The sequence below is a fragment of the Methylobacterium sp. AC690 genome, assembly GCF_979256535.1.
In genome coordinates, this window is sequence record NZ_CEEDOX010000004.1 from 282,035 (window position 1) to 307,704 (window position 25,670).

A 25,670-nucleotide genomic window follows, 5' to 3' on the forward strand; every position below is an offset into this window, starting at 1 on the left:
GCCGAGACTGCGGCCGCAATGCGGGGAATGGCCCGCGGTGACCGGCTTCCAGGACAGGCATGGCGCGTGTGGCCGACGGGCCCGCGCAACCGTGGCAGGCCCATTCCGTTCGCGGCCCGGCCGTTGATCCCCGTGGTTCATCATTCATGGATCGAGTCCGGATGCGCTTCATCCTTCGTTTCTTCGGCTTCCTGTTCAGCGTCGGCGCGATGGTCCTCGTGATCGCGGCCGCCGCGGCCGCGTTCTTCTACTGGAAGTTCAGCCAGGACCTGCCGGACCATGCCGCGCTCGCCAACTACGAGCCGCCGGTGATGAGCCGCGTCCACGCGGCGGATGGTTCGTTGCTGGCGGAATACGCCACGGAGCGCCGCCTCTACCTGCCGATCCAGGCAATGCCGAAGATCGTCATCGCGGCCTTCCTCTCGGCCGAGGACAAGAACTTCTACAAGCACGGCGGCGTCGATCCCGAGGGACTGGCCCGCGCCGCGCTGACGAACTTCAAGAGCGGCAAGAAGCAGGGCGCCTCGACCATCACCCAGCAGGTGGCCAAGAACTTCCTCCTCTCCCCGGAGCAGACCTTCGAGCGCAAGGCCAAGGAGGCGCTAATCGCCTTCCGGATCGAGGCTGCCTATTCGAAGGACAAGATCCTCGAACTCTACCTCAACGAGATCTTCCTCGGCACCATCGTGCCCGGCCGCAACCTGCATGGGGTCGCAGCCGCCGCACTCGACTACTTCGGCAAGTCGGTCCACGAACTGACGATCAACGAGGCTGCCTACCTCGCCGCCCTGCCGAAGGGTCCGAACAACTACCATCCCTACCGTAAGAGCCAGAAGGCTCTAGACCGGCGCAACGAGATCATCGGCCTGATGGCCCAGAACGGGTACATCACCAAGGAGGAGGCCGAGGCGGCCTGCAAGATGCCGCTCGGCGTGAACCCGCGCGTCGCCTTCGCCAACGCCGCCAACGCCAACTACTTCACCGAGGAGGTCCGGCGCGAGATCGCCGAGCGCTACGGCGAGAAGAAGCTCTACGAGGGCGGCCTCTCGGTGCGCGCCACCCTCGACCCAAAGATGCAGGCCTGGGCCCGCAAGGCGCTGCTGGACGGTTTCGTTCGCTACGATCAGGCCCGTGGCTGGCGCGGGGCACAGGCCCGCGTCTCTCTCGACGGGCGCGACTGGGGCCAAGCCGTCGCCGCGGTGCCGGCGCTCGACGACGTGCGGCCCTGGCGGCACGCCGTGGTGCTCTCCACGGGCGGCGGACGGGCGCGGATAGGCTTGCGGCCGCACCGCGAGGCGTCCGGTCTGTTCTCGGAGGACCGCGAGACCGGCATCATCGGTCCTGAGGGGGTGCGCTGGACCGGGAAAGGCATCGCCTCCGTCCTGAATCCTGGCGACGTCGTCTATGTCGAGCGCATGGACGGGGCTGGCAAGGCGTACCGCCTGCGGCAGGTGCCCGAGGTCTCCGGCGCCATCGTGGCGATGGACCCCCATACGGGCCGCGTCCGCGCCATGGTTGGCGGCTTCTCCTTTGATGAGAGCCAGTTCAACCGCGCCACCCAGGCGATGCGCCAGCCCGGTTCCGCGTTCAAGCCGATCGTCTACTCGGCGGCCCTCGACAACGGCTACACCCCGTCCTCCATCGTGGAGGATGCGCCCATCACCATCGAGGCCGGCCCCGGACACGCGGCATGGTCGCCTGCGAACTACAACCGGCAATCGAGCGGGCCGCACACGCTGCGCTACGGCATCGAGCATTCGAAGAACCTGATGACGGTGCGCCTTGCCAAGGAGGTCGGCATGCCGCTCATCGCAGAGTATGCCCGCCGCTTTGGCGTCTACGACGACATGCTCCCCGTCCTGCCGATGTCCTTGGGGGCCGGCGAGACCACGGTCATGCGCATGGTCACCGCCTTCTCGATGCTCGCCAACGGCGGCCGGCGCATCCGTCCGACTCTGATCGACCGCATCCAGGACCGCGTCGGCGAGACCATCTACCGCCACGACAACCGTACGTGCCTCGGCTGCGATGCCGAGAAGTGGTCCGGCCAGGATGAGCCCAAGCTGGTGGACGATTCCGAGCAGGTGCTCGATCCGCTGACCGCCTACCAGATGGTCTCGATCCTTGAAGGGAACGTGCAGCGCGGCACGGCGACGGTCCTGAAACAGCTCGGAAGGCCGCTTGCGGGCAAGACAGGAACGACGAACGACGCCAAGGACGCTTGGTTCGTGGGCTTCTCGCCGGACCTGGCGGTGGGCGTCTATCTCGGCTTCGACAGGCCGCGCTCGCTCGGCGGCCGCGTCACCGGCGGTAGCCTTGCGGCACCGGTCGCACGCGACTTCCTCAAGGCTGCCCTGGCCGGCAAGCCGGCGACGCCCTTTCGCGTACCGCCGGGCATCAAGCTGATCCGGGTCGACCTCGCCACCGGCACGCGCGCGGGCGAGGGTGGGGTAACCATCCTGGAGGCCTTCAAGCCCGGCACGGCCGCGCCCGACGGCGATCCAACACCGTTGCCGTCCCTGCCGGAGGACGCGGAAACCCAGCCGGCGAACCCCTACGCCGCGGAGCTCGCCGCCGGATTGTACTGAGGCCGAGGATGGGACCGCGTTCCTCGAACCTGACCGTTCAGGAGTACGTTGAACCGTCCCGGACCGCACCGAAGCGAGCCCTCGCAGGTGGGCGCTCGATGCGAATGGATCACGATGTACCTGCGCCTCGTACCCGGGACGGAAAGCGATGTTCGAGACTGCAACGGCGACCCTTGATTGGCTGGGCGTCATCGTCTTCACGGTCGCCGGCGCCCTTGTGGCGTCGCGCAAGGAGATGGACTTCGTCGGCTTCGCCGTCCTGGGTACCGTGACTGGCGTCGGGGGCGGAACGCTCCGGGACCTGCTTCTCGGATTGCCGGTGTTCTGGACGCAGCGCCCGTCCTACCTGCTGGCGTGCCTTGTCGTCTCCCTTGCCGTGTTCTTCGTCGCGCACATCCCGCAATCCCGCTACCGCTACCTGGTACGGCTCGACGCCCTGGGCTTGGCGCTGTTCGCGGTGGCAGGTGCCGAGAAGGCACAGGAGGCCGGTGCGAGCGCCTCGGTGGCCATCGTTATGGGGGTGGTGACTGCGACCTTCGGCGGCTTGTTGCGTGACCTTCTCGGAGGCGACAGCCCGAAGATCCTCAGTCGGGAGATCTATGCCTCGGCCGCCGGGGTGGGGGCTGCCACCTTCGTATCTATGACGTTCCTCGGCGCGCCCCGCGAACTCGCGCTTGGCATCGGCTTTATCGTTGCCTTGCTCCTGCGGGCTGCATCGCTTCGCTTCGATTGGACGCTCCCACGATATCGCCCGCGGTCTGGCGTCCCCTACAACTGAACAGGCTCGGTCTTGCCACGTTCCGCTCAATCCAAGGCGCCCCTCGCAACTCACGCATCGTCGAACGACCGCTTCGCTCGGATCGACCTGAAGGAAGAACCAAGATGGTACTCCGAAATCATCCCTGCGGGCTGGCTCTGGCGGCGCTCGTTTCCCTCTCGACCCTTTCCGGGGCCGCGTACGCGCAGGCAAACCCGAAGGCGTTGCCCGGCCCGACGGAGGAGCAGCTCACGAAGCTGAAGGGCATCTACGAGGATCTCCACGCCAACCCCGAGCTCTCGATGCAGGAGAAGCGCACGGCCGGCATCGCCGCGAAATGGCTCAAGGATCAGGGCTTCGAGGTCACCGAGGGCGTCGGCGGCACGGGCGTGGTCGGTCTCCTCCGCAACGGCGACGGTCCGACCGTGCTGCTGCGCGCCGACATGGACGGCCTGCCGATGAAGGAAAACACCGGCCTTCCCTATGCCAGCACGAAGAGGGGGACCGATCCGGCATCCGGCCGCGAGACGGCCATCGCGCATTCCTGCGGGCACGACCTGCACGTGACCTGGCTGATGGGCGCGACCCAGATCCTGGCCGCCAACAAGGACAAGTGGCACGGGACCGTGATGGCCGTGTTCCAACCTGGCGAGGAGATCGGCGAGGGGGCCAAGGCCATGGTCGACGACGGCATGGTGAAGCGCTTCCCGAAGCCGGTCGTCACTCTAGGGCAGCACGTGCTGCCCTTCCCTGCAGGGCAGGTGCGGCTCGCCAGTGGCCCCGTGCTCTCGCGGAGCGACAGTCTTAAGGTGACGCTCTACGGACGCGGCGGGCACGGCTCCGGCCCGGAAACGACCATCGATCCGGTGGTGATGGCCGCCGCCACGGTGATGCGGCTCCAGACCATCGTCTCGCGCGAAGTCTCGATGAGCGACAGCGCCGTGGTCACGGTCGGGTCAATGCAGGCTGGGTCGAGCGCCAACATCATCCCGGACGAGGCGCAGCTTCAGCTGAACGTCCGGACCTACGACGATGCGGTGCGGGACAAGGTGCTCGCGTCGATCAAGCGGGTCGTCGACGGCGAGGCCTCCATCTCCGGCGCCCCGAAGCCGCCCCTCCTCACCATGCTAGGGCAGTTCCCCCTGACGGTGAACGACGAGGACGCGACGGCCAAGGTGGCCGAGGGCCTGAAGCAGCGACTAGGGGCGGCCCGGGTGCAGCCCGCCAGCAGCGCGAACGCCAGCGAGGACTTCACCGTCTTCGCCCGCGCCTGGGACGTACCGTCGGTGTTCTGGTTCGTCGGCGGGACCGACCCGAAGCGCTACGCGGAAGCGGAGCAGGCCGGGACCCTGAACGCGCTGCCCGCGAACCACTCGCCTGAATACGCCCCGGTTCTGAAACCGACCCTGCGCATCGGTGTGGAGACGATGCTGGCGGCCGCTGGTCAATGGTTGGTTGCGACATCTCCAGCGTCAGGGGCACGATGATGGACGGGTCTTCCGGCAGATAGGCCTACCCTCTCGACCAGGAAGCGATGTCCGAATTTTGGTAGGCGAGGCTGAAAGCGGCCAGACTGGTTTCGACCCGACGATGCCGTTGAAGCCCACACGTGGGCATCTCGAAAGCGGTCGTTCATCGATGGATATCGTCACAGTGTCCTAGGGTTCCGTGTCATGGCTTGATCGAGTGCTAGTAGCGACGCTCGGCCATCGGGTCAGGCAGCTCGTGTTCAGTGAGATGAGCCGTGCAAGACCGACGTTCCGAAGGGAGCCCTGCGGAAACTCGCATCCCATGTCACATCGGACGACAGCGCATCGTCACTCGCGTGAACCAATCACGTGGAGATCGCTCGATGACCAAAGCCATTCCGGTACTCGCCGGCATCCTCGGCGCAGGACTGGCCGGGAACGGCGTCTTCATGCTCGTCGCGCCCGAGGCATGGTATTTCACCGTGCCGGGCGTGACGACGACCGGGCCCTTCAATCAGCACTTCCTGCGCGATATCGGCCTGATCTTCGTGCTGATCGGGTCGGGGTTCGCGTACGGCGCGGCCCGACCGGGACCGCGTTCGCTGCTCTGGAGCATGGGTGCGATCTGGCTCTCGGGCCACGCGCTTTTCCACTTCTGGGAGGTTGCGGTGGGCATCTGCGGGCCGGAGGTTCTACCCCGAGACTTCCCCGCTGTGACACTTCCTGCGCTTATTGCTGTCGCCCTCAGCGTCTGGTCGTTCCGCCATGCCGACCATCGATGATCCGACCCGCGTCTTCGAGCAGGAGCGGGCGCGGCTCGTCCGGCTCGCCTACCGCATGCTCGGGTCCCTGGGCGAAGCCGAGGACGTCGTACAGGACGCTTGGCTGCGCTGGCGGCACGTCGACCATGCCGAGGTCGCCTCAGCCGGTGCCTTCCTATCGCGGACGGTGACGCGGCTCTGCCTGGACGTGATGAAGTCCGCTCGGGTACGGCGTGAGACCTATTTTGGCACATGGCTACCCGAGCCCGTCGCCCTGGTCCCGGACGAAGCCCCCGGCGATGACCTCACGCTCACGCTGATGCTCGCCCTGGAGAGGCTTTCGCCGCTGGAGCGGGCCGCGTTCCTCCTGCACGACGTCTTCGCGGTCCCACTCGCCGAGATCGCGACCACGCTCCAGCGTGAACCACCGGCAGTCCGTCAGCTCGCCGCGAGGGCTAGGAAACACGTGCAGTCCGCCCGCCCGCGCTTCCCCGTCGAGCGGGAGGAGGGGGCGCGCATCGCCAAGGCCTTCTTCGAGGCGTCGGCGACCGGCGACGTCGCGGCGCTGCGCAGCATGCTCGCCGATTCCGTCGTTGTGCACTCCGACGGAGGCGGAAAGGTGCTCGCCTTCCCGAGGCCGATCATCGGCATCGACAAGGTCACGCGCATGTTCGAGGGGATCGCGCGCAAATCGTGGATCCAGCATGCCCAGAAGCTGCAGGACCTTTGGATCGATGGCCTACCGGGCTACTTCAGCCTGGAGCCGGGCGGGATGCTCCAGACCGTCGCCCTGGATATCCAGGGCGGATTGATCGTCGGCATCTACTTCACCCGTAACCCGGACAAGCTCCAGCGAATGGCAAGGTCGTTCGGAGGGGCGGTGGAAACGCCGACGCCTCACTGAGCCTCACCGGCGGGCTATCGCCAGCTCCCTGCGACAGACCGTCGAGAACGCGCAGAGCGGGTCGAGGTGGCTGGCGTGCCGAATGTCCGCGAAGGAGGCGAGATCCTTGTTCGGGGCGAAGTAGGTCTCACCGATGAGCCGCATGACGCGCTCGGCCTCCTCCAGCGTCTCCGGCTCTCCGAAGAGCCGGATCTTGTTCACGATGGCATAGAGGTTCACCAGCTTGGCCGGGTCGTCGAGGTCGTGCCGGAAAGCGTCGCCGAACAAGGTCGACGCCTCCCGGATGAACTCGCCGTAGAGCGCTTCCCGTCGCGCTCGGTCCTGCACCAGGAGCGTCGCACGCTCCTGGCTGTGTTGCGTCAGCCAAGTGGTCGCGAAGGAGGCCATCGCGCCGATGGCCGACCCGGCCAGCGCCGACAGCGCCGGGATGTAGGTAGCATCCATCGGCGGGAGGCCTCAGGCCAAGCGCTTTGGCTGTGCCGCCAGCCAGTCGTCGTAGCGCCGCTGCGAGAGCCACGCGTCACCGGTGGGCGTCAGCCAGGGGCCTTCGAGGACCACCCCGAAATACGGTGCGGTGTCGTCGGTGACAACCTCACGCGTTTCGCCAAGGCCGTCGAAGTGACGCTTCACCAGATCGACCATCGGCAGGCGCTCCGGGCCGGCGATCTCGACCATGCCGTTTCGCGGTGGCGCCAGCGCGGCCTCCGCGACTTTCGCCGCAACGTCGGCCGACGCGATCGGCTGGATCGACGCGGACGTCACGCGCGCGACGCCGTCGACGATTGCGGCTCCCGCGATCGCGGCGACGAACTCGAAGAACTGCGTGGCGCGGACTAGGGTCCACGGCACGCCCGCCGAGGCGATCAACTCCTCCTGAGCGAGCTTGGCGCGGAAATAGCCGCTGTCGAGCAGGAGCTCGGTGCCGACCACCGAGAGCGCGACGTGGTGGGAGACGCCGGCATCCTTCTCGGCCGCGGCGAGGTTCCGTCCGGCGCGGACGAAGAAGTCCATGGCCGCGTCGTCGGCGAACGATGGCGAGTTGGCGACGTCGACCACGACGCTGGCGCCCTTCAATGCTTCCGCGAGCCCCTCGCCCGTCACGGCGTTGACGCCGGTGTTCGGCGAGGCCGCGAGGACCTCGTGGCCGGCGGCCTTCAGGGTGGTGACGACCTGCGAGCCGATCAGCCCCGTACCGCCGATGACGACGATTTTCATGTGATGCTCCGTCCTGTGTCCGGTCCCGGTGGGGACGTTCGAAACCAAGACGAAAGCGGTCCCACCCGTTGTGACATTGGCTCTGCGAAATTTGTCCGGTCGCGAGCCAGCCGCTCCGGCGGTCATACAAAACCTCCGGTCATGTCACGTGCGCACCTGCTTCCTCGTCATGCAGGGAGCATCGCGAGGAACGACGATCATGGCGCCCGACATCGAGAGGCTGACAAGAGACATATCCCATGTGCCCCCTGGGCGAGGAACGAACGGTTGACGCCGCCCCGTCCGCTCAGATGGCAGTTCCTGACCCTCTTCGTCGGCCTGCTGATCCCGACCCTGCTGTTCGTCGGAGTCCTGCTCTGGCGCTTCGCCGCGTCCGAACGCACGCGGGTCGAACAGGACGTGCAGACCAGAGCCCACGGCTTGTCCGTGGCGTTCGACCGCGAGATCCATGGCGTCCTCACGACGCTCCAGGCGCTCGCGACCTCGCCGAGCCTGGCGACCCACGACCTTCCGGCCTTCTACGCCCAGATGCAGGAGATCAGTCGCCTGCAGGGAATCAACATCAACCTTCGGCATATCGATGGGACCGCTGCGTTGACGACCCGGGCGCCGTTCGGAACCGCCGCACCCGCGCCCCCGGCCCTTGCGGAGATCGACAGGGAGGTTCTGCGCACCGGCGTCGCAGTGGTCAGCAACGTCTTCGTGACCTCCGTGACCCAAAAGCCGGTTTTTCAGATCGTCAGCGCCCCTGTCCGTATCGGCGAAACGCCGACTTATCTCCTCGCCGCGAGCCTCGATCTCGGTTACCTCGTGGCGACGACGCGCCGCGAGGATCTCCCGTCCGGTTGGATCGGGTCCCTGGTGGATCGAAACGGGATCGTCGCTGTCCGGACCGAGCGGCAAGAAGACTTCGTCGGCAAGCTGACTTCAACCGACTTCCGCTCTCATGCGATCGATGATGCCGGACGATATTATGGCCGCAACAGGGTCGGCGAGGATGTCCTGGTGGGCTATGGCCGGTCCAAGCTGACCGGTTGGACCGCGGCGGTCGTGGTGGATAAGAAGCTCGCCGAGGCACCGCTGCAGCGTTCGATCACGATCCTCGTCGGGTTAGGTCTCGTGCTTGGATCGCTCATCGTGGGCATCGCATTGGGGGTCGGTCGACGGGTTGAGCGTGCGATGCGTCGCCTCGGCGAAGGCGCCGCGGCGATCGGCCGAGGGGAGCCGGTCGGCGCCATCGCCACCCCTATCAGGGAGGTGAACCTGATCGGTGCGGCGCTTGCGACGGCGGCGCTTCAGTTGCAGGCGCGGACACGCGAGCGCGAGGTCGCGGAGATGGCTTTACGCGACCTCAACGTGGCGCTGGAAGACCGTGTCGCCGCGCGCACGCAAGAACTCGACGATGCGAACCGCGCGCTCATCGGCGAGATGCAGAGCCGCGAGACGGCCGAGGCTCATCTGCGGCAGTTGCAGAAGATGGAGGCCGTCGGCCAGCTCACCGGCGGCATTGCGCACGACTTCAACAACATGCTCGCCATCGTGATCGGCAGCCTCAATCTGATCCGAAAACGCCTGGCGCGCGGCGAGAGCGACATCGAGCGCTTCATCGATGTCGCCACGGATGGTGCGAACCGCGCGGCCTCGCTGACCCAACGGCTGCTGGCTTTCTCGCGCCAACAGCCGCTCGCGCCGGAGCCCATCGATGCCAACAAGCTCGTATCCGGGATGTCCGAGATCCTGCGCCGAACGCTCGGCGGCGATATCAAATTGGAGACCGTGCTCGCTGGCGGCCTGTGGCGCACCCATGCCGACGTGAGCCAATTGGAGAACGCCATCCTCAACCTGGCCGTCAACGCGCGGGACGCCATGCCGGAGACCGATAACTGCAGCGGTCGCCTGACCATCGAGACGGCCAACGCCCACCTCGACGAGGCCTATGCCAGGACCGTGGAGATTTCACCCGGTCAGTACGTCCTGGTTGCCGTGACCGACTCCGGAACCGGCATGTCGCCGGAGGTCCTGGCCAAGGTGTTCGATCCGTTCTTCACCACCAAGCCGGTGGGGAAGGGAACAGGGTTAGGCCTGTCGCAGGTCTACGGTTTCGTGCGGCAATCGAAGGGACACGCACGGATCTATTCGGAGCCCGGGCAGGGCACGAGCGTGAAGCTCTATCTGCCGCGCTTCTATGGCGAGGGCGAAGTTGCCGGATCGCCTCGGGATGTTCGGCTCACGGCTGTCCTGCCCCTCGGATGCCGACGCGAGATCGTCCTCGTGGTCGAGGACGAGGAGGCCCTGCGCCTTCTCAGCGTCGAGACATTGCGCGAACTCGGCTACAGCGTGCGCCATGCCAAGAGCGGTGTCGCCGCATTGCGTATTCTGGACGCCCAGCCCGACATCGCGTTGTTGTTCACCGACATCGTCATGCCCGACATGAACGGGCGTCGACTGGCCGAGGAGGCGATCCGGCGGCGTCCGGAACTCAAGGTGCTCTACACGACGGGGTTCACGCGCAATGCCGTGGTGCATAATGGCGTGCTCGATCCCGGCACGCATTTCCTGCCGAAACCCTTCACCCTGCAGCAACTGGCGAACAAGGTCCGCAGCGTGCTCGATCATGCATCGGAACCGCTCGACGCGTGATCGATGGCGGACCGGGTCGACCGGCATCGTCGTAGTCCCGTCACTCCAGGCACGACGATCATCATCGAACGGTTCGCTGCGGCGCCTCCCGCATCACGTGTGGGAAGTCCCTTCGGTGCGGATCGCGGAAACGTCATCCCCGAACTTAGATCGGGGATGACGGCTTTCCCGTCGGCGATTCTGGGGGACCTTCTCCAGCGACGCCGCCGCCTTGGCTCTTGCCCGACGCGTGGTCAGTAATCCCAGAACACCGGCACCCAGCGGAAGGCGTCGCCATCGACCGCGACCCTGCCGACGGACGGGAACGGCAGGTGCGTGGCCACCAACTGTTCCCTGGTCCCGGCCAATTCCCGGAGAAGACGGATCCGAACGCGAGCTGCCTCCTCGGGGTCGTGCTCGAAACCGTTGTGCCAGTCGGGCTGGTCGAAACCCACGGGAAAGATGGCGTCGCCGGCGAACGTGAGGCGCTCGCCGCCGGATGCCAGCCGGACCACGCTGTGCCCGGGGGTGTGGCCCCCGGTGCGATGGACGACCACCCCCGGCGCGACCTCATGCGCATCTTCGAAGGTTCGCAGATGGCTGCGATACGCCTCCGAGAACCGTTTAGCCGTGGATCGCAGCGCATCCGGGAAGCCCGTCGGCATGGAGGTGCGGGAGAAATCGGGTGCTTCCCAGAACGCGACCTCGGCGGCCGCCACGTGGATCCGCAGGTCGGGCCGCAACCGTTCCTTCACCCCGTCGATGAGCAGCCCGCCGATATGGTCCATGTGCATGTGCGTCAGCACCACGTCGGTCACGGACGCCAGATCGATGCCGCCCGCTTCCAGTCGTTTGACCAGCTGGCCGGCTCGCGGCAGAGCCAGGTTCGGGTCCAGCCCGAGCCCGGCATCGATGAGGATTGTCTGCTCGCCACTCCGAACCAGGACGGCATTCAGCGGCCAGTCGAATGCGTCCGGCGCCAAGAACATGTCGTCCAACCATGCCGCCCGAACCGCCGGGTCGGCATTGTGAGCGAGCATGGCAGTCGGAAGAGGCAATACCCCGTCGCTGACGACCAGCACGTCGATCTCGCCGATGCGCACCGCGTATCGTGACGGCACCAATTCCTCCGAACTTGGACGCGCTCGGCAAGAATCTCTCGTATCGGTTTGGCCGGTCATTGAAGTGCTCATGATTGCCCCTTGATCGGGACGCGCGGACATCCGGCTCACCAGGATTAGAAACGCGCGCCTACACACAGAGACGAGAGCAGGTGTGTGAATGTGACATGTGCGGTCAGGGATCGAGGCCCACGCCCGTGGATGATCCACATGTCGAAAAGCCCTCAAGAGCACGGTCTCCTTATCCACCCCTCTCGGTCATGCGTGGACGGACGGGGCCCGACTCAACCTGGCCTTAGAATTTTTCCGATCATGACGCGAAAGCTCGACGACCGCGAAGACTCACCCGACAGTGTTTTGCCCACGTGGCGAGGTAAGAAACAGCCTCTAAGGCTTCCGTCTTGCCTCGCAGTGCCTGAATGCTGCGGTAGCTGACCGACGCCGCGATCTGATGTGGTTTCTTGCCGTCGGCGGCGAGCGCCAGGGCACGCACGACCCTGGCCCGAGCGCGCCGTTGCCCGAAGCTGAGGCCTGTCTCTCGGCGAAACTCTCGCGTCAGGGTCCGGCGGCTGAGACCTTTCTGCTCGGCCCATGCGTCCAGACTACCGTCGCGTATCATCAAAGGCATCAACGGCGTAAAGGCCAAACGACCGATGCCCATTGCGACGGCAAGGGCGATGACCAGCCAAGCGGACCGGTCGAGCACCGGGGATGAAGCCGATTGGGTGCTCATGGACTTCTCAACCAATGGACCTCTCCGGATTTCGGCGAGGTCCCTTAAGATGTCGCGGACAGCCCGTATTTTGGGTGGCGCGGCGGTGCTCAGGCCGCTTGTCTCGGCGCCTCGACCAGTTCATCGGCCGGCCCGAAGAACTCGAAGCGGATCCGCTCGATTGGGATACCTAGACGGCCAAGCCCGTTCACAAGCGCGGCCAGGAAGGGTTTGGGGCCGCACAGGTAGTAGGTCGCCTGCTCCCGCGGGGTGTTCGCCGCCAGCCACTCCGCAGTGACCAGGCCCGTCTCAGCAATCTGCCGGTCGCTAGCACCCTGCTCTTCCAGATGCGCATAAAAGAACCGGGAATGCAGATTCTCGTGGCCGTTCGTCAGGGCCCGCGCATGTGCGCCCATGGCGTGAACCCGTCCGTTCAGGGCACCGTGGACAAACCAGGTCGGACGCTCCGGCGAAGTGGCGGAGATCGTCTCCAGCATGCTGATCATGGGAGTCAGCCCGACGCCGCCGCTGACCAAAACCACAGGTTCGTTCGTGCTTCGATCGAGGAAGAATTCCCCGGCCGGCGGGGCAACCCTGACCAAGGTGCCCGGTCCGGCATGGTCATGCAACCAGTTCGAGACGACGCCGGCCGGCACGCCCGGCGAGGCCTCCCGCTTCACGGTGATGCGATAGGCGCGGTCGTTCGGGGCGCAGGAGATGGAGTAGTTGCGCTTGAGCGCCCCCCGGTCGGGGAGGTCGAACTGAAAGCCAAGATACTGTCCCGGTTCATGACGCAGGACCGGCTTCCCGTCGGACGGGACCAGCACGAAGGAGCGGATTGTCTCGCTCTCCTGGGTGACGCTCTCGACGACGAACCCGCGCCAGCCGTTCCAGCCGCCGGGCTTCGTGGCGAGGTCGCGATAGATCGTGGCCTCGCGTCCGATCAGCAGTTCGGCAAGGAACCAGTATGCCTCCCCCCATGCGGCGCGGATCTCGGGCGTAGCGGCGTCGCCGAGCACGTCCTGGATCGCGCCGAGCAGGGCCTCCGCCACATGGGGGTAGTGCTCGGGCAGGATGTTCAGGGCGACGTGTTTCTGGGCGATCCGCTCGACGGCGCCCGCGAGGACACCGAGGTTGTCGATGTTGCGGGCGTAGGCGAGCACCGCCTGCGCAAGCGCCTTGGGCTGCGATCCGGTCTCGCCATGGTGGGACTGATTGAAGAGAGCGCGCATCTCGGCATCGACGAACAGCCGCTCGTACATGCGCTGGGTGATGGTGAGCCCGTGCCCCTCCAGGGCGGGTACGGTGGCCTTGATCAGGGCGATGGTGGCTGGTGCGAGAGGGGTCGGCATCTGCATCTCCCATAAGATTCATTGTCGATGAACCTTATGGCCTGCAGATTGTAAAGGTGCAACGAATATGTACCTTAGGCTCTCATAGGAGCTGCCATGCGCCTGACGCGCTACACCGATTACGCCCTCCGAACTCTGATCTACGTCGGCTTGCATGAGCCACGGCAAAGCTCGATTGCCGAGATCGCGCGGGCCTACGGCATCTCAGAGAGCCACCTCACGAAGGTGGTGCACCAACTCGGACGCCTAGGGTTCATACGCACCACCCGGGGTCGAGGTGGTGGGCTACAGCTCGCCAAGCTTCCCGCGGAAATCGTCGTAGGCACCGTTGTGCGACAGACAGAGGAAGATCTTGCGCTAGTCGAGTGTTTCGCCGGCGGGGCCTGCGTGATCACGGCTCCATGTCGCCTTCGGCGTGCGCTCGGTGAAGCCTTGGCGGCGTTTCTCGCGGTTCTTGACCGCTATACCCTGGCCGATCTGCTGGGTGGAAATGACGGGATCGAGATTGCCGCCCTGCTTGGTCTGCCTTCCCCAATGAAAGAGGTGGCGCCACATCTTTCCCCTCCTACGAAGATATGAGTGGCGTGATCTGAGTCTTATGTTTTGAAAGCAAAAGTGGCGTTCGTGCTAGGGACGCTTCACGGTTCGTCTTTGTCCTTGGTGGGATTGCAATGAGGTTTAATATGCATCCCGGCACCATACAGATGATTTAGCACCCTACAGAGGCGCAACTGAGCGGTGAAAGCCTGTGTCTCTCGTCGGACCTAGACAGTGCGCTACCTGGGCCGAAAGCGTCCGGGCCATCGCCGGATCTGCTGGCGCTTTTCTGTTTTACTTGGGTACCCATGGTTTTGAAACTAATAGGCTCGCGGGAAGGGCATGTATCGTTCAGCTGGAAGACATCGAAGCGGTCGACTGATCCGAAGACACGTCTGTCGAGCGTCTTCACGCCTTGAACCGTCGCGCTTCGAGATTCAATCAAACGTCCGCTTCAGCGAATTGCCTCCCGAAAGCGGACAGACAAAAATCCACCCTACCCGGTCGTAGAGCAGACGGACGGGTCCCGACCCAACCACGCCGTAGAAGTTGGTCGATAGCAAACCCAAAAGCAGCCATCCATCCGGCGGCTGGAGGCGTCCGAGCGCTTGGCTGACTGCGCCATAGACGCAGCGATCCACTCTCGTCGCGTGGCCAGACGTGGTTAGATGCTCATCGAGAAGGTTGCTCAGTCGTTCCAGGCGAACAGAGCTGTCGTTCTTGCCCGGCAACGGGAACACCTCCATCACCCGGGCTCTTGCTTTTCCTCCGACCACCCCGAGCCAGCGCCCGATGCCGAACTTGATGGAGTCCAGCCTGCGTGCCGCCGCCGAAGGCCTTGTCGCGCTGGTGGCGGCCTGCAATCGATTGCGCCTTCCGAGGACGCAGCACCCCTTTGTAGTCGGTGTCCACGCGCCGATGCGCGAGGAGTTGACCCTGCGGGATTTGCCCGTGACCGGGACGATCCCGGTGGGGCTCGAGGGCCGCTACCTCAAGATGGGCGCCAACCCCGCCCGCCCGACGACGCGCGGCCACGATTGGTTCCTGGGCGACGGCATGGTGCACGGTCTCTGCATCGAGGACGGAAAGGCCCTGTGGTACCGTAACCGTTGGATCGGCTCGCATGCAGTTTCCGCAGCGCTCGGCCGGCCCGCTGCCCCGGGGCCGCGCCGCGGCGACGACACCGTCAACACCAATGTCGTCGCGATCGGCGGCCGCGCTTTTGCCGTGGTCGAAGCTGGCAGCTTTCCCGTCTTTTTATCCGAGGACTTGGAGACGCAGCGCTACGATACGTTCGACGGCACCCTCGCCGGTTCCTTCACGGGGCACCCGCATCGCGATCCGGCGACCGGTGAAACACATGCCATCGCCTATGACGGCCGCGTCTGGGATAGCGTGCGCCACGTCGTCATCTCGCCCCTGGGCCAGGTCGTGCGTGACGTAGCAATCCCAGTCGAACACGGCCCTTGCATCCACGATTGCGCGATCACAACCCGCTTCGTCGTCGTGCTAGACCTGCCCGTCACCTTCTCGATGCGCGCGGTGCTGGCAGGACACCGCTTCCCGTTCCGCTGGAACCCGGCCCACCGCGCCCGCGTCGGCCTGCTCCCGCGGCATGGTACGGCCGCCGACATCATCTGGTGCGCGGTCGAGCCGTGCTTCGTCTTCCACGTCGCCAATGCCTACGACGACGCTGACGGGCGGGTGATCCTCGACGTCGTCACCTACGAGAGGGTGTTCACCTCGGCAGGTGGTGGCCTCGATGCACCGGGCTGGCTGGAGCGCTGGACAGCCGACCCCACGACGGGGCGGGTCGACCGCCGGGTGATCGATTCCGCGGCGCAGGAGTTCCCCCGGATCGACGAGCGTCGCTTTGGGCAGCACCACCGATACGTCTATACGGGCTCGGTGCCCGCCGACGGCAACACGCAGCTCGTGGGCGCGACGCAACTCTACAAGCACGATCTGGAGACACGGGAGCGGCGCGTTCACGAGTTCGGCCCCGACAGTGTCGCGGGCGAGTTCGTGTTCGTGCCGGCGAGGCCCGAGGCTGAAGAAGACGAGGGCTGGCTCGTCGGGCTCGTCGTCGACACGGTGAGTGATACGACCGACTTCGTCATCCTCGACGCGCACGCATTCGAGGCAGCGCCCGTCACCGCGGTGCACCTGGGGCATCGGATCCCGCCAGGCTTTCATGGGAATTGGTTTCCAAAAACGTGGGCCGAGTGACCGTCTCTGGATGCTTCGGCACTCGATCCGCTTTCCTATGTAATATCGCATGGGGCGCAGGATTGTCCCGTGATGCCCGGGAAGCCGAAATGCCTGTCGCGAGCGACCCGAAGCCTGCCGACATCCAGGATCACGGAAAAAAGCCGTTCCTCCCCGGCTTCGTGCCCGAACCGCTGGGACCAACAGGTCTCGCGGTCATCGATGCCTACCAGCGGGCAGCAAACTACCTCTCGGTCGGCCAGATTTACCTGCTCGACAACCCGCTGCTGCGGGAGCGCCTATCCTTGGTACAAGTTAAGCCGCACCTACTGAGCCATTGAGGCACTACGCCCGGCCTCAATTTCATCTATGCGCACCTCAGGCGCGCCCTTCGATTGCAGATTATACGAGGGTGAGCTTAGGTGGCTGGACGGGCTCGGCCGCAAGCCGTCGAAAAATTCCAAGTACGGACTCGGGTGACGCCTGCGTTGCCGCCCCCTTGGCTACGTCATCCTGGGACCACATCCAGGTGCGTGCAGGGTCGCTCCGCATGGACCAGGCGGGAAACAGTCGCTCGGTCGCATCCGCATAGACGAGACGCGTGATCTCCAGGTGCCGATCGTCCTGGACGATCCGCGCATAGGTCGCATCGAGAGCGTCTGCGCTGCCCTCCAAAAGCTGGAGGTAGATGTCGCCACGACAAACCAGAGCGCCGGTCAGACCGTCCCGCGTGTTGCAGCGCCGCGATTGGGTGAGGATGCCATCCAGGGTGGATTGATCGAATCCGAACGGACGGGACGCATAGACGAGCTGCACGAGCTTCATTTAGTCAGCCTCCGATCGCGTTGCCTTTGAGACTTTGAGATCACCCGCAGGAGGCGGTTTTGGTGTCAGCCCGGCGCCTCTCTTCGAGGCCGATCTCGAGAAGCTGCTGTGCCAGCAGAACAGCCGTCGGCGCGTCGACGGCGGAGGCATCCGCGCCGACCCGCTCGACGAGTTCGGGATTGTCGAGGAAGACAGGCCCCCCCACCATGATGCCGACCGAACGGTTCCGGGAGACGTCGCGGATCGACTGAATCGAGGCCGTGAGCCCTTCGATGCGGGTCTCGCAGCTCAGCGTGAGTCCGACGACATCGAACGATGTCGACCTCACGAGGTTTGCGATCTGTTCTGGGCTGGACGCGAGGCCACTCGTGACCTGCCATCCTGCGACCTGCAGGAACTGCTCCACGACGGCCACGCCAAACGTATGCAGCTCGCCCGGTGCCCCCATCAGGAGGGCCGCCCGGGCCTCGTCGGGAGCAGAGAGCTTTGGTTGGGATCGGTATTGCGAGAGGAGCAGCTGGAGACGGGCAACGCCCACGGTCACCTCGATGAAGTCGCAGAGGTCCTCGTCCCATAGGCGTCCGAGCAAGGAGGCGGCCGGTGCGAGGAGTTCGAGGAACATGCTCTCGGTCGAATGGCCTTTGGCTAGGTGATCCCTGACGGCGTCCGAAGCGGCGGAGAGATCCGAACCGAGGAGGAGCTGCGTGAAGGCTTCGATCTGTTGCGCGTCAGGTTTGGCGAGCGGAGCGCTCGCCGCGGGCGCAAGCTGCGGGTGAAGCAGCTTCAAACGCGGGATGATGTCTGTTTCGACGATGCGACTGAGAGCCAGGGCGCGCTGGCGGCTGTCCTCGGCGGTGCGTTTGCGCGCATAGGCAAGCCGAACCTCCGAGACCCAGCCGGCGGGTCGCGCCGACGGATCAGTCCACGCCGGGGTGGACAAAGCGAGGTTTGACATGGTCCGCTCCCCCGAACGCTCTTCCTATGCCGGGGCGATTGTCGGTCGATGGCCGTGCGCCTCTTGGACCCATCAGAGCGCCGCGCCGACGGAATGTAAAGACGCTCGCGAAAAGTTCCCGGCTCGACGTGTGCTTTGGTCCGCCCGACAATCCAGAGGTGATATTCTTGTATCCGCCCCGCGCAGGCTCATCGATCAGGACATCGACGCTGCAGGGACATGGCTGGAAAGTTGCCGAGCGCTGCCGCGACTAGGTGTGCCCGAGCGTATGGAGTGGACCCGTGTCGAGTTGCTGCAGGATACGCGTCAGGGCCGCGATATTGTCCTTGTTGTCGGTGCTTTCGAGGGCATCCTGCAAGACGACGCGGATGTCCTCGGCTTCGACCTTCTCCATGTCCCAGTTCGGATAGAGCCGCTCCCGCTCTTCCTCACTCTGGCTGAGCGTTACGATATCGTAATGCCGTGTATCACCATGGAGGCTCGCGACAAGATCTTGCATCTGGGCCGCCGGCCCCTCGATCCACTGAAAGAAAATGCCACTGCCGAAGACCAAAACTCCGGTGATGCCGCGAGCGAGATTGTTCCGCTGGGCCGCCTCGACGATACGGTCAACCTCCGCGTCATCGACGCCGTTGGCGGCACGGCTGCAGTAGACGAAGTGATACAGAGCAGGCAGATCGCCTTCGTCCAACGCGGCGCCACGGAGAAAGCCGTATTCGTCCAACATGGATGGACCCTCTCCAGGGATGCTGGACGAGCCGTTCTGCCCAGCATGAGGACGGCAGGATAGCGCATCTCACCGGATTTGAAACTGGACTTGGTTGCCCAGGTCTTTGCGCCGATATCGCGGGTTCTCCCGCGTGATGGGCCCGTCAGCGCGAACAGCCTCGGCCAATCCCGCCTTTCACGTACCCCTTGAAGGACTGTCTCGAACATGAGGCGCGAGCGCGTAGCGAGGTGACAGCATCCGTTACCGAGTCTTGCTGCCCAGCTGGCAGGCTTCGAACTGAAGAGCGCTGTCTTCGGGTATCCATGGTTTCAACCCGGCACGCAATTAGCTAGCGCCGCAGCTGATTGCCGCTTCCACGGGGCTGCTCCACAAAAGCGAACTGGCAGGAAACCACCAACCCAGTTGTAGTGCGGACTGACCGAAGCCGACCCGACCACGACGTAGCCAGAAGTCTGGGGCGTTACCCAAAAGCGGTCATTTCCAACGGGCCCGGCACCCTGGACGAAAACCCAGATTGGAGCCTGAGGCCACGAACATCGTGAGAGGCGAGCTGAGCATCAGTCTCCCGGTGGCCCGCAGGCAGGGGGGCCAAGTCTCAGAAGACCCGAACGGGGATGCGGACTATTCGTGGGCCCGGAACAACGCACCCATCGCAGTATTGCCGGACAGGACGGCGCAGCCCGTCGGGGCGCGGTCCGCGTCCACGGTTATCCCGCGTTCCGTCAGCCATGTTTTCCCAGCCTCCCCCCGCGCGGCGACCCTTCCCCCGCAAGCTGTCGAGGGGGGCGCCGGCACACCAACCTCGTTCCCGCGCTGTTGTCTGGTGAAAGGTTCGCGATGTGCGTACCCATACAAACCGGATCGCGCCATGAGGCATTCGAGGCTTTGCCAGACCGAGGTATGGGCATGGCTGGGCGTGAGGAAGACCCGCGGCTCCGTCACCTTCGCCTAGGTTCGCTTTCCACCGAGGACGACACGGAGCGAATGAGCGAGCTCATCCCGCCGGTAAGGCTTGTTGAGGACCGGGAGATCACCACGCCCGATCACCTGGCCCTCTTCGAGGTTGGCGACGTACCCGGAGGTTAGAAGGACCTTGAGGCCGGGTCGGAGGCGCTGGGCCTCGACGGCAAGCTGCGAACCGTTCATGCCCCCCGGCATCATTACGTCGGAAAACAGGATGTCGATCCGGGCGACGCCCTGGAGATGGACGAGGGCCTCCGCGGCGTTGCGAGCCACGACCACGCGGTAGTGGAGCTCCTCCAGGCTCTCGATGGCCATGCCCAGTACCTGTTCGTCGTCCTCGACCAGGAGCACAGTATCGCCTTCCGTTGCCCGGCGTAGCGGAAGGTTGCCACTGCCGGAGCCTGCCTCCTCGCCAGCCGGTTCCGCGGAGCGGGGGAACAGGAGGTGGAAGGAGGTGCCGGCACCGAGTTCCGTGTCGATGCCGACGAAACCGCCGGCGCTACGGGTGAAGCCGTACACCTGCGACAGGCCAAGGCCTGTTCCCTTGCCGATTTCCTTGGTGGTGAAGAATGGCTCAAACACCCGAGCCATGGTCTCCGGGGAGATCCCGCTGCCCTGGTCTGTCACCGAGACCTCGACATAGGCTCCCGGCGGAACGCCCCTGTCGGCCACCGCCGCGGTGTCGAGATGCACGTTCCTGCTCCGCACGACGATCCGCGAGCCGCCCCCCTCCATCGCGTCGCGGGCATTGACGACGAGGTTGAGCACCGCCGCCTCGAACTGGGCCGGGTCGATCCGGATCGGGTCGATGGTAGGGTCGAGTTCAAGCAGGAGCTCTATGGCGCCGCCAGCCGCCCGTTCGGCTAGTGGCTTGAACTCGGAGAGAAGGCGGTTGGGGTTGATGGTCTGGGGCCGCAACATCTGCCTGCGGGAAAAAGCCAGAAGCTGCTGGGTGAGTTGTTCGCCGCGCCGCGCCGCGCTCATCGCCGCCTCCGCCAAACGGACGACGCGCTCCGTGTTCTCCGGCTTGCGCAGCATCATGTCGAGGCCGCCCACAATGACCGTAAGTAGGTTGTTGAAATCGTGCGCCACGCCGCCTGTCAGCTGCCCGATGGCCTCCATCTTCTGGGCCTGCCGCAACGCCTCCTCGGTATTCCGCTGGTCGGTCCTGTCGACGACGATGCCCGCCATGCGGACGGGCCTTCCGTCGCCGCCGTACTCGGTTTTACCCTTGGCCGCGATCCAGCGGATCGCACCGTCGGACCGTGAAATCCGGCATTCCAGGTCCAAGGTCCCGGTCTCGGCTGCCTTCGCGAAGGCGGCCTCGACCATGGGTTGATCTTCTGGCACGGCGTGGGCCAGGAAGGTGGCCCTGCCCCACGACGAGACAGGCGAGTCGTAGCCGAAGATCGCGTCGTACCGACGGGAGCGGCGGGTGATGTCGTTGACGAGGTCGAGATCCCACGACCCCATGCCGGCGGAATCGAGCGCGAAGGCCAGGGTCTCGCGCGCCGCCTCGACCTCGCGCGTGCGTTCCTCGACACGACGCTCCAAGGTCTCGTTCGCGATGCGCAGGCGTCCCTGGGCGTCCTCGCGTTCCCGAATGTGCTGCCGGGCCTGATACTGGCGCCTTCGGACACGGAGAGCCGAGGAGACCGCACTGAGGAGCGTCTCGGCGTTAATCGGACGTTCCAGTAGGACGACGTTGCCGAGTCGCTCGATCACTGCGGCGGCCTGGGCCGTGCGCCGCCCGGCCTGCCGCGTCGCCAGCATGATGAAGGGGAAGTCCGACCACGGTGGCTGGGACGCTACCCAGGCGTCCAGGGATGCCGCATCGACGTCGAGGAGCGCCTCCTCGGTCACGATGGATGTGGCGGCGGACGAGCGGAGGCCATCGAGCCACTTGGCGCTGTCGGCGCAGACGGTGACGCCGACGCCGGACTTGCCCAGGAGCTGCGCCATCACGAGGGCGTCGCGTCCGCGCGGGGCGAGGATCAGGACGCCTTCCCCATCGGGAACGGATGCCGGGGTCATACCGCCGGCGCCGGCTCGGCGGCGCCCGGGATCAGCGCGACCTTGCCGTCGTAGGTCGGCAATCCGGACAGGATACCTTGGAAGTCGGAGAGGGCGGCGCCGACCTGGAGACCGACGGGGGAGAGCTTGAGTTCCCGGATGGTGCGCTCATGGGCGTTGACCCGACTCTTCACCACCGACAGGGCGGTCCGGACCGCCCCGTTGGCCTCAAAGTACCGGAACAGCAGGATGCCGTCGCTGAGATAGCTCAGGTCGATGTCGGACCGGACGTCGCCGATCACGCCGTGCTGACCGAGGACCAGGAGGGTCGTGGCGCCCTTCTGGTTCAGGTAGTTCAGGAGCTCGTGCATCTGGAGGATGAGGTACTCCTCGCCCGGCATGGCGTGGATGTACGCGTTCAGGCTGTCGAACACGATGAAGCTCGCGCCCCGCGTCTCCACGGTGTTGCGCACCCGGCAGGCGAACTCGCCGGGCGAGAACTCGGCCGGCTCGATCTCGTCGATGACGAGGCTGCCGCTGGAGAGATGGACGTCGAGGTCCATGCCCAGCGCCCTGGCGCGCGTCAGCATGGTCTGGCGGCCCTCGTCGAACAGGAAGTAAGTCGCCTTCTGCCCCCGGTCCAAAGCCTCAAGCATGCAGCGGACTGCCGTGGTGGTCTTGCCGACACCCGAGGGACCGAGCAGCAGGGTGTTGGTCGCAGGCGCCAGCCCTCCGCCCAGAAGGAGATCGAGTTCGTCCGAGCCGGTCGAGGCCGGGGTCATGTCGAACTCCGCGGCATGGTCGTCCGCGACGAGGCTGGGGAATACCTCGACGCCGCCCGTATCCAGGACGAAGTCGTGAAGTCCGCCGTGGAACTTGACGCCGCGCATCTTCAGGACGTCGAGGCGCCTACGGGCCGCCCCGAAGCCGCGCCGGACCTGCTCCAGCATGATCACCCCGTGGGCGATGCTGTGGAGTTGGACGTCGGCGGTCCCGTCGTCCAGCAGGAAGACTGTGCATTGCCTGGACGCGAACATCTGCTTCAGGGCCAGAATCTGGCGGCGGTAGCGGAGCGGATTCTGGGCGAGAAGCCGGAGCTCGGACAGGCTGTCGAACACCACCCGCTGCGGCTTGAGGCTGTCGACCCGGTCGATCACCTCCCGGACGGTCTCACCCAGCTCGACCTCGGAGGGATGCAGCACGGATTGCTCGCTGTCGGGATCGAGACCGAGCTCGTTGACAAGCTCGTAGACCTCGATGCCGTCGAGGGACCACCCGTGCGTCCCAGCTGCGAACGCAAGCTCGTCGGCACTCTCCGACAGGGTGACGTAGAGGCCCTTCTCCCCCCGCGCGACGCCGTCGAGAAGGAATTGAAGGCCGACCGTCGTCTTGCCGGTGCCGGGGGTCCCTTCGAGCAGGTAGAGGCGTCCGCGCTTCAGGCCGCCGTCGAGGATCTCGTCAAGGCCGGCAATGCCCGTCGACAGGACGTCGCGACCCCTGGGGGCATGCGTCGCGGCAAGTTCTGTCATTAGGCGGCATCCGGTTCGTGGCAACCAAAGCCCGCGTCATGGGCTCAAAGGTACCTTGGAAAATGCATTCGGACGACAACGCCGGCTTAGCGGTTTAGTCCCATGGCATTCGCCCGACCTTCGTGGCCTGGGCAATCAGTCCGTCTCATCCGCAAGGAGCAGTCGGCTCATTAGTCAAAATCTGACACTTGGTCTTGGCCGATACGAAAACAGATCAGCCCCGCCCGCGATGTTGCGATGCAACATGTTGCGGTCTCGGTCGTTGTATCACTGCTACCCTCGCATCGCCGCGTGAGGGACGGCACGAAGAGATCCGTCCGCCGGAGGGAACCTCGCTGCTGCCACCCTCGGAAGGCTCCACGATGCGTCTCGCCCCAATCCTCGCGACCCTTACCCTCGTGCTCTCGCCGCTTCCGGCGCTCGCATCGTCCTGCGCCGAGCAGATCGGGACCATCGAACGCCGTCTCGACAGCGCCGGAGCCGTCCAGGTCACTGGCCTGCAGGACGGCCATAGCGTCCGGACGGGATCACCCCGTGGCGTCGAAGGCGTTCGCACGGGCACGCCGAGCGACCGCGACATGGTTTCGACGGCCGATCACGTGGCGTCAGCCAGGACTTTGATCATTCGCGCGGCGGACGAGGACCGGCGCGGCGACAAGCGCGCCTGCGAGAACACCATGAGCGAGGCCAAGGGCATGATCGGCGCCCTGCCGTAGGCACCACATAATGGGCCGGTCCGGGATCGGCCCTGATCGGCCCGCCATCGACATGGGAGCGCAAGGTGATGCTGGGACCCGCCGAATTCGAGGACATGCGACTGGACCTTGCCGCCGCCGAACAGGCGGCGTTGTACGATGTCGCCTTCGCCAGCCTGAACCGCCATTGGACTGCCCGCGGTGCGACCTCGGTCGGCAGCGTCTCGCGGATCTGCGAACTCGTCCATGCCCGTGCCGCCGACCGCCCCAGGTCGGATTGGAAAGCCGTCGTGACGGAAGCGACCGGTGAGGCCGGCTTTCATGTCCGATGGGATGGTGACGAAGTCGCGTCGCTTGTTACCCGCCCTTGAGTATCAGTGGATTACGCCAGGAAGCTGCGCCGGACGTCCCGCAACATTGCTAGCGCGTCCATGTCGGCACACAGCCCTTGCAAGGCATCGGAGGTGTCGAAACCTGTCGCAGCGAGGATCATGGTGGTGACGGCCTGCGCAGACGTTGAGGTCTCCGCATCGACGATGCAGGCGTTCAACTCCGCAAGGCATTCCGGCCGCCGAATACCTGAAATCGGTGTTCTTATGGGCATTGATCGACCCCCGCCGACCAATGTCGACAAATTCTTCTAGCACGAAGCGTTCGTCGCATGTGTAAAACCGTCGGGCGGATTATTCGCCCATCTTGTTAGATTCTTGTCCGCTTCGGACCGGTTCTCGCACTCTCCCTCCGTTTCACGTATGATCGAGCACAATCGAAGGGGCGGGCCTGATGTCGGATAGACGGGAACTCTACCAAAGCCCCAACGGAGACTCCTGGCACCTCGGGCGGGAGCCGACAAATGGTCGGGCGTTCGTCATCCACCAACCCAACGGCCCATCCGGCGGACGGCTCCGCCACGTCGAGCTTGGGGCCTTCCTCAGCGACGGAACGGGCAAGCCCGAGCAGCAGGCGCTTCTGCGCCTGATCGGAACGCTCGTGGACGTTCCCCCTTACGCCGACCGGATGGACGGCAGGGAGCCGACGACGACGCTACCACCCGTGCCCTGACGTCGGAAGTGGCCGTTACGTCCTCGGCATAATGTTCCGGCAGGGTTTCATGCCGCCTCGGGCACGCCTCGTAACGCAAGAACCGCCTCGGCTTCGAAGAGGGCCGTCACGGCCTTGCCGAGCCTGTTCAGCACGGCCTCGTCAATTATGACCGGGAAGGCTGTTTCCAACGCGCGAGTTGCTCCGACGATGGCCGCTCGCGCAGCCGATGAACGCGGCATACGTCGAATTTCGATGATGGGCATGGGGCATCCTGTGAGGATTCGAGTATGCGCCACGATTGGATATTCGCCTAAGCTTATCGCGGATTGCCCCGCCGACTCGGCCGCCGGCTCGACGGACACGGTCACATCCAACTCCCGTCGTAGATCCGTGCCCTGATCGGCTGCCACTCCGCCAGGGCGTGAGCCTGAGCGATTCCGGCCGCGAGGGCAGCGGAGGCGGAGGGGTAGGAACCCTGGGACCGGTACGGGTGATAGCCCGCCGTCGTGACCGCCCATCGGAAGCGGCCCTTGTCGCTCCGGCAAGCCGAGACGGCCACGCTGTGATTGGGCAACGAGGGAATGCGCATCGTATTGTCATCCCACGTCGGCGCGTCCAGACCAAGCGGTATCAGTCCTCGCGTGGACTGCCTGGCAATGGCCTTCGGACAGCC

The 25,670-nt window shown here is 65.3% G+C and carries 24 protein-coding genes and 1 pseudogene; 11 read left to right on the forward strand and 14 right to left on the reverse strand.

The features are described 5' to 3' along the window. The first annotated feature begins 161 nt into the window (after nucleotides 1-161). The 5 genes from AC0IY1_RS06880 (at nucleotide 162) to AC0IY1_RS06900 (ending at nucleotide 6,479) form a co-directional block, all read left to right on the forward strand. Nucleotides 162-2,588, forward strand: coding sequence for a penicillin-binding protein 1A (locus tag AC0IY1_RS06880; protein ID WP_471768643.1), 2,427 nt, complete (start codon nucleotides 162-164; stop codon nucleotides 2,586-2,588). Between the two features lie 148 nt (nucleotides 2,589-2,736). Then, a complete protein-coding gene (locus AC0IY1_RS06885; RefSeq protein ID WP_471768644.1) occupies nucleotides 2,737-3,366 on the forward strand; it encodes a trimeric intracellular cation channel family protein in 630 nt (209 codons plus the stop codon). 104 nt (nucleotides 3,367-3,470) lie between these two features. Then, nucleotides 3,471-4,832, forward strand: a complete 1,362-nt coding sequence (locus tag AC0IY1_RS06890) for an amidohydrolase (RefSeq protein WP_471768645.1) — start codon at nucleotides 3,471-3,473, stop codon at nucleotides 4,830-4,832. 365 nt (nucleotides 4,833-5,197) lie between these two features. After that, on the forward strand, nucleotides 5,198-5,596 hold the full coding sequence (locus tag AC0IY1_RS06895; RefSeq protein ID WP_055957211.1) for a hypothetical protein: 399 nt from the start codon (nucleotides 5,198-5,200) through the stop codon (nucleotides 5,594-5,596). Continuing rightward, nucleotides 5,580-6,479 (forward strand): sigma-70 family RNA polymerase sigma factor, encoded by a 900-nt coding sequence (locus AC0IY1_RS06900; protein WP_055957213.1) that lies wholly within the window; start codon nucleotides 5,580-5,582, stop codon nucleotides 6,477-6,479. The genes AC0IY1_RS06895 and AC0IY1_RS06900 overlap by 17 nt, the downstream gene beginning before the upstream one ends. A 3-nt stretch (nucleotides 6,480-6,482) precedes the next feature. Here the strand turns inward: AC0IY1_RS06900 and AC0IY1_RS06905 are convergent, their stop codons facing one another. Then, nucleotides 6,483-6,923, reverse strand: a complete 441-nt coding sequence (locus AC0IY1_RS06905; RefSeq protein WP_055957216.1) for a hypothetical protein — start codon at nucleotides 6,921-6,923, stop codon at nucleotides 6,483-6,485. A 12-nt stretch (nucleotides 6,924-6,935) separates the two neighbouring features. Further along, a complete protein-coding gene (locus AC0IY1_RS06910) occupies nucleotides 6,936-7,694 on the reverse strand; it encodes an SDR family oxidoreductase (protein ID WP_471768681.1) in 759 nt (252 codons plus the stop codon). A 267-nt stretch (nucleotides 7,695-7,961) separates the two neighbouring features. Here AC0IY1_RS06910 and AC0IY1_RS06915 point away from each other — a divergent pair, with 267 nt between their 5' ends. Then, nucleotides 7,962-10,334: an ATP-binding protein gene (locus tag AC0IY1_RS06915; protein ID WP_244477437.1), complete on the forward strand. Its 2,373-nt coding sequence runs from the start codon at nucleotides 7,962-7,964 to the stop codon at nucleotides 10,332-10,334. Nucleotides 10,335-10,567: 233 nt separating this feature from the next. On the opposite strand, the gene AC0IY1_RS06920 is transcribed toward AC0IY1_RS06915, so the two are convergent. The 3 genes from AC0IY1_RS06920 to hmpA form a co-directional block, all read right to left on the reverse strand. Then, nucleotides 10,568-11,494, reverse strand: a complete 927-nt coding sequence (locus AC0IY1_RS06920; protein WP_055957219.1) for an MBL fold metallo-hydrolase — start codon at nucleotides 11,492-11,494, stop codon at nucleotides 10,568-10,570. 250 nt (nucleotides 11,495-11,744) lie between these two features. Continuing rightward, the gene (locus tag AC0IY1_RS06925) at nucleotides 11,745-12,167 is read right to left on the reverse strand and encodes a helix-turn-helix domain-containing protein (protein WP_156375833.1); all 423 of its coding nucleotides are present in this window, start codon (nucleotides 12,165-12,167) and stop codon (nucleotides 11,745-11,747) included. An 89-nt stretch (nucleotides 12,168-12,256) separates the two neighbouring features. Then, the gene (hmpA, locus tag AC0IY1_RS06930) at nucleotides 12,257-13,498 is read right to left on the reverse strand and encodes an NO-inducible flavohemoprotein (protein ID WP_055957654.1); all 1,242 of its coding nucleotides are present in this window, start codon (nucleotides 13,496-13,498) and stop codon (nucleotides 12,257-12,259) included. A 96-nt stretch (nucleotides 13,499-13,594) separates the two neighbouring features. Between hmpA and AC0IY1_RS06935 the strand changes: the two genes are divergently transcribed. Beyond that, nucleotides 13,595-14,077: an RrF2 family transcriptional regulator gene (locus AC0IY1_RS06935; protein ID WP_055957221.1), complete on the forward strand. Its 483-nt coding sequence runs from the start codon at nucleotides 13,595-13,597 to the stop codon at nucleotides 14,075-14,077. 395 nt (nucleotides 14,078-14,472) lie between these two features. Here the strand turns inward: AC0IY1_RS06935 and AC0IY1_RS06940 are convergent, their stop codons facing one another. Beyond that, nucleotides 14,473-14,784: a hypothetical protein gene (locus tag AC0IY1_RS06940; RefSeq protein ID WP_471768647.1), complete on the reverse strand. Its 312-nt coding sequence runs from the start codon at nucleotides 14,782-14,784 to the stop codon at nucleotides 14,473-14,475. A 43-nt stretch (nucleotides 14,785-14,827) separates the two neighbouring features. Between AC0IY1_RS06940 and AC0IY1_RS06945 the strand changes: the two genes are divergently transcribed. Then, nucleotides 14,828-16,264 carry an 8'-apo-carotenoid 13,14-cleaving dioxygenase gene (locus AC0IY1_RS06945; RefSeq protein ID WP_471768648.1) on the forward strand — a complete coding sequence of 479 codons (1,437 nt, stop codon included), beginning with the start codon at nucleotides 14,828-14,830 and terminating at the stop codon, nucleotides 16,262-16,264. A gap of 89 nt (nucleotides 16,265-16,353) precedes the next feature. Next, nucleotides 16,354-16,581: pseudogene (locus tag AC0IY1_RS06950) on the forward strand (phosphoketolase family protein); the annotation flags it as partial. A gap of 64 nt (nucleotides 16,582-16,645) precedes the next feature. Here the strand turns inward: AC0IY1_RS06950 and AC0IY1_RS06955 are convergent. The 5 genes from AC0IY1_RS06955 to AC0IY1_RS06975 form a co-directional block, all read right to left on the reverse strand. Then, nucleotides 16,646-17,068: a BLUF domain-containing protein gene (locus AC0IY1_RS06955; RefSeq protein WP_108039742.1), complete on the reverse strand. Its 423-nt coding sequence runs from the start codon at nucleotides 17,066-17,068 to the stop codon at nucleotides 16,646-16,648. Between the two features lie 40 nt (nucleotides 17,069-17,108). Beyond that, nucleotides 17,109-18,023, reverse strand: a complete 915-nt coding sequence (locus AC0IY1_RS06960; protein ID WP_108039740.1) for a cobalamin-dependent protein — start codon at nucleotides 18,021-18,023, stop codon at nucleotides 17,109-17,111. Nucleotides 18,024-18,273: 250 nt separating this feature from the next. Further along, a complete protein-coding gene (locus AC0IY1_RS06965; RefSeq protein ID WP_471768650.1) occupies nucleotides 18,274-18,750 on the reverse strand; it encodes a BLUF domain-containing protein in 477 nt (158 codons plus the stop codon). A gap of 951 nt (nucleotides 18,751-19,701) precedes the next feature. Beyond that, nucleotides 19,702-21,750 carry an ATP-binding protein gene (locus tag AC0IY1_RS06970; protein ID WP_471768652.1) on the reverse strand — a complete coding sequence of 683 codons (2,049 nt, stop codon included), beginning with the start codon at nucleotides 21,748-21,750 and terminating at the stop codon, nucleotides 19,702-19,704. Next, complete coding sequence (locus AC0IY1_RS06975) at nucleotides 21,747-23,258, reverse strand: ATPase domain-containing protein (RefSeq protein WP_471768653.1); 1,512 nt, start codon at nucleotides 23,256-23,258, stop codon at nucleotides 21,747-21,749. The genes AC0IY1_RS06970 and AC0IY1_RS06975 overlap by 4 nt, the downstream gene beginning before the upstream one ends. A 362-nt stretch (nucleotides 23,259-23,620) precedes the next feature. On the opposite strand from AC0IY1_RS06975, the gene AC0IY1_RS06980 reads away from it, so the two are divergent. Further along, on the forward strand, nucleotides 23,621-23,974 hold the full coding sequence (locus AC0IY1_RS06980) for a hypothetical protein (RefSeq protein ID WP_471768655.1): 354 nt from the start codon (nucleotides 23,621-23,623) through the stop codon (nucleotides 23,972-23,974). 68 nt (nucleotides 23,975-24,042) lie between these two features. Further along, entirely contained in the window at nucleotides 24,043-24,324 is a 282-nt protein-coding gene (locus AC0IY1_RS06985; RefSeq protein ID WP_056453500.1) for a hypothetical protein, read from the forward strand. Nucleotides 24,325-24,335: 11 nt separating this feature from the next. On the opposite strand, the gene AC0IY1_RS06990 is transcribed toward AC0IY1_RS06985, so the two are convergent. The 3 genes from AC0IY1_RS06990 to AC0IY1_RS07000 form a co-directional block, all read right to left on the reverse strand. Next, nucleotides 24,336-24,503: a hypothetical protein gene (locus AC0IY1_RS06990; RefSeq protein ID WP_471768656.1), complete on the reverse strand. Its 168-nt coding sequence runs from the start codon at nucleotides 24,501-24,503 to the stop codon at nucleotides 24,336-24,338. A 559-nt stretch (nucleotides 24,504-25,062) separates the two neighbouring features. Then, nucleotides 25,063-25,260, reverse strand: a complete 198-nt coding sequence (locus AC0IY1_RS06995; protein WP_471768658.1) for a hypothetical protein — start codon at nucleotides 25,258-25,260, stop codon at nucleotides 25,063-25,065. 101 nt (nucleotides 25,261-25,361) lie between these two features. Beyond that, nucleotides 25,362-25,586 (reverse strand): hypothetical protein, encoded by a 225-nt coding sequence (locus AC0IY1_RS07000; protein ID WP_471768659.1) that lies wholly within the window; start codon nucleotides 25,584-25,586, stop codon nucleotides 25,362-25,364. Between the last annotated feature and the right edge of the window lie 84 nt (nucleotides 25,587-25,670).

Excerpts from the sequence above, each read along its gene's own strand:
- AC0IY1_RS06905 (WP_055957216.1), bottom strand. The coding sequence starts at position 6,923 with ATGGATGCTACCTACATCCCGGCGCTGTCGGCGCTGGCCGGGTCGGCC.
- AC0IY1_RS06895 (WP_055957211.1), top strand. The coding sequence starts at position 5,198 with ATGACCAAAGCCATTCCGGTACTCGCCGGCATCCTCGGCGCAGGACTG.
- AC0IY1_RS06995 (WP_471768658.1), bottom strand. The coding sequence starts at position 25,260 with ATGCCCATCATCGAAATTCGACGTATGCCGCGTTCATCGGCTGCGCGA.
- AC0IY1_RS06955 (WP_108039742.1), bottom strand. The coding sequence starts at position 17,068 with ATGAAGCTCGTGCAGCTCGTCTATGCGTCCCGTCCGTTCGGATTCGAT.
- AC0IY1_RS06965 (WP_471768650.1), bottom strand. The coding sequence starts at position 18,750 with ATGTTGGACGAATACGGCTTTCTCCGTGGCGCCGCGTTGGACGAAGGC.
- AC0IY1_RS07000 (WP_471768659.1), bottom strand. The coding sequence starts at position 25,586 with ATGCGCATTCCCTCGTTGCCCAATCACAGCGTGGCCGTCTCGGCTTGC.
- AC0IY1_RS06970 (WP_471768652.1), bottom strand. The coding sequence starts at position 21,750 with ATGACCCCGGCATCCGTTCCCGATGGGGAAGGCGTCCTGATCCTCGCC.
- AC0IY1_RS06925 (WP_156375833.1), bottom strand. The coding sequence starts at position 12,167 with ATGAGCACCCAATCGGCTTCATCCCCGGTGCTCGACCGGTCCGCTTGG.
- AC0IY1_RS06900 (WP_055957213.1), top strand. The coding sequence starts at position 5,580 with ATGCCGACCATCGATGATCCGACCCGCGTCTTCGAGCAGGAGCGGGCG.
- AC0IY1_RS06975 (WP_471768653.1), bottom strand. The coding sequence starts at position 23,258 with ATGACAGAACTTGCCGCGACGCATGCCCCCAGGGGTCGCGACGTCCTG.
- AC0IY1_RS06910 (WP_471768681.1), bottom strand. The coding sequence starts at position 7,694 with ATGAAAATCGTCGTCATCGGCGGTACGGGGCTGATCGGCTCGCAGGTC.
- AC0IY1_RS06945 (WP_471768648.1), top strand. The coding sequence starts at position 14,828 with ATGCCGAACTTGATGGAGTCCAGCCTGCGTGCCGCCGCCGAAGGCCTT.
- AC0IY1_RS06960 (WP_108039740.1), bottom strand. The coding sequence starts at position 18,023 with ATGTCAAACCTCGCTTTGTCCACCCCGGCGTGGACTGATCCGTCGGCG.
- AC0IY1_RS06935 (WP_055957221.1), top strand. The coding sequence starts at position 13,595 with ATGCGCCTGACGCGCTACACCGATTACGCCCTCCGAACTCTGATCTAC.
- AC0IY1_RS06885 (WP_471768644.1), top strand. The coding sequence starts at position 2,737 with ATGTTCGAGACTGCAACGGCGACCCTTGATTGGCTGGGCGTCATCGTC.
- AC0IY1_RS06880 (WP_471768643.1), top strand. The coding sequence starts at position 162 with ATGCGCTTCATCCTTCGTTTCTTCGGCTTCCTGTTCAGCGTCGGCGCG.
- AC0IY1_RS06980 (WP_471768655.1), top strand. The coding sequence starts at position 23,621 with ATGCGTCTCGCCCCAATCCTCGCGACCCTTACCCTCGTGCTCTCGCCG.
- hmpA (WP_055957654.1), bottom strand. The coding sequence starts at position 13,498 with ATGCCGACCCCTCTCGCACCAGCCACCATCGCCCTGATCAAGGCCACC.
- AC0IY1_RS06920 (WP_055957219.1), bottom strand. The coding sequence starts at position 11,494 with ATGACCGGCCAAACCGATACGAGAGATTCTTGCCGAGCGCGTCCAAGT.
- AC0IY1_RS06890 (WP_471768645.1), top strand. The coding sequence starts at position 3,471 with ATGGTACTCCGAAATCATCCCTGCGGGCTGGCTCTGGCGGCGCTCGTT.
- AC0IY1_RS06985 (WP_056453500.1), top strand. The coding sequence starts at position 24,043 with ATGCTGGGACCCGCCGAATTCGAGGACATGCGACTGGACCTTGCCGCC.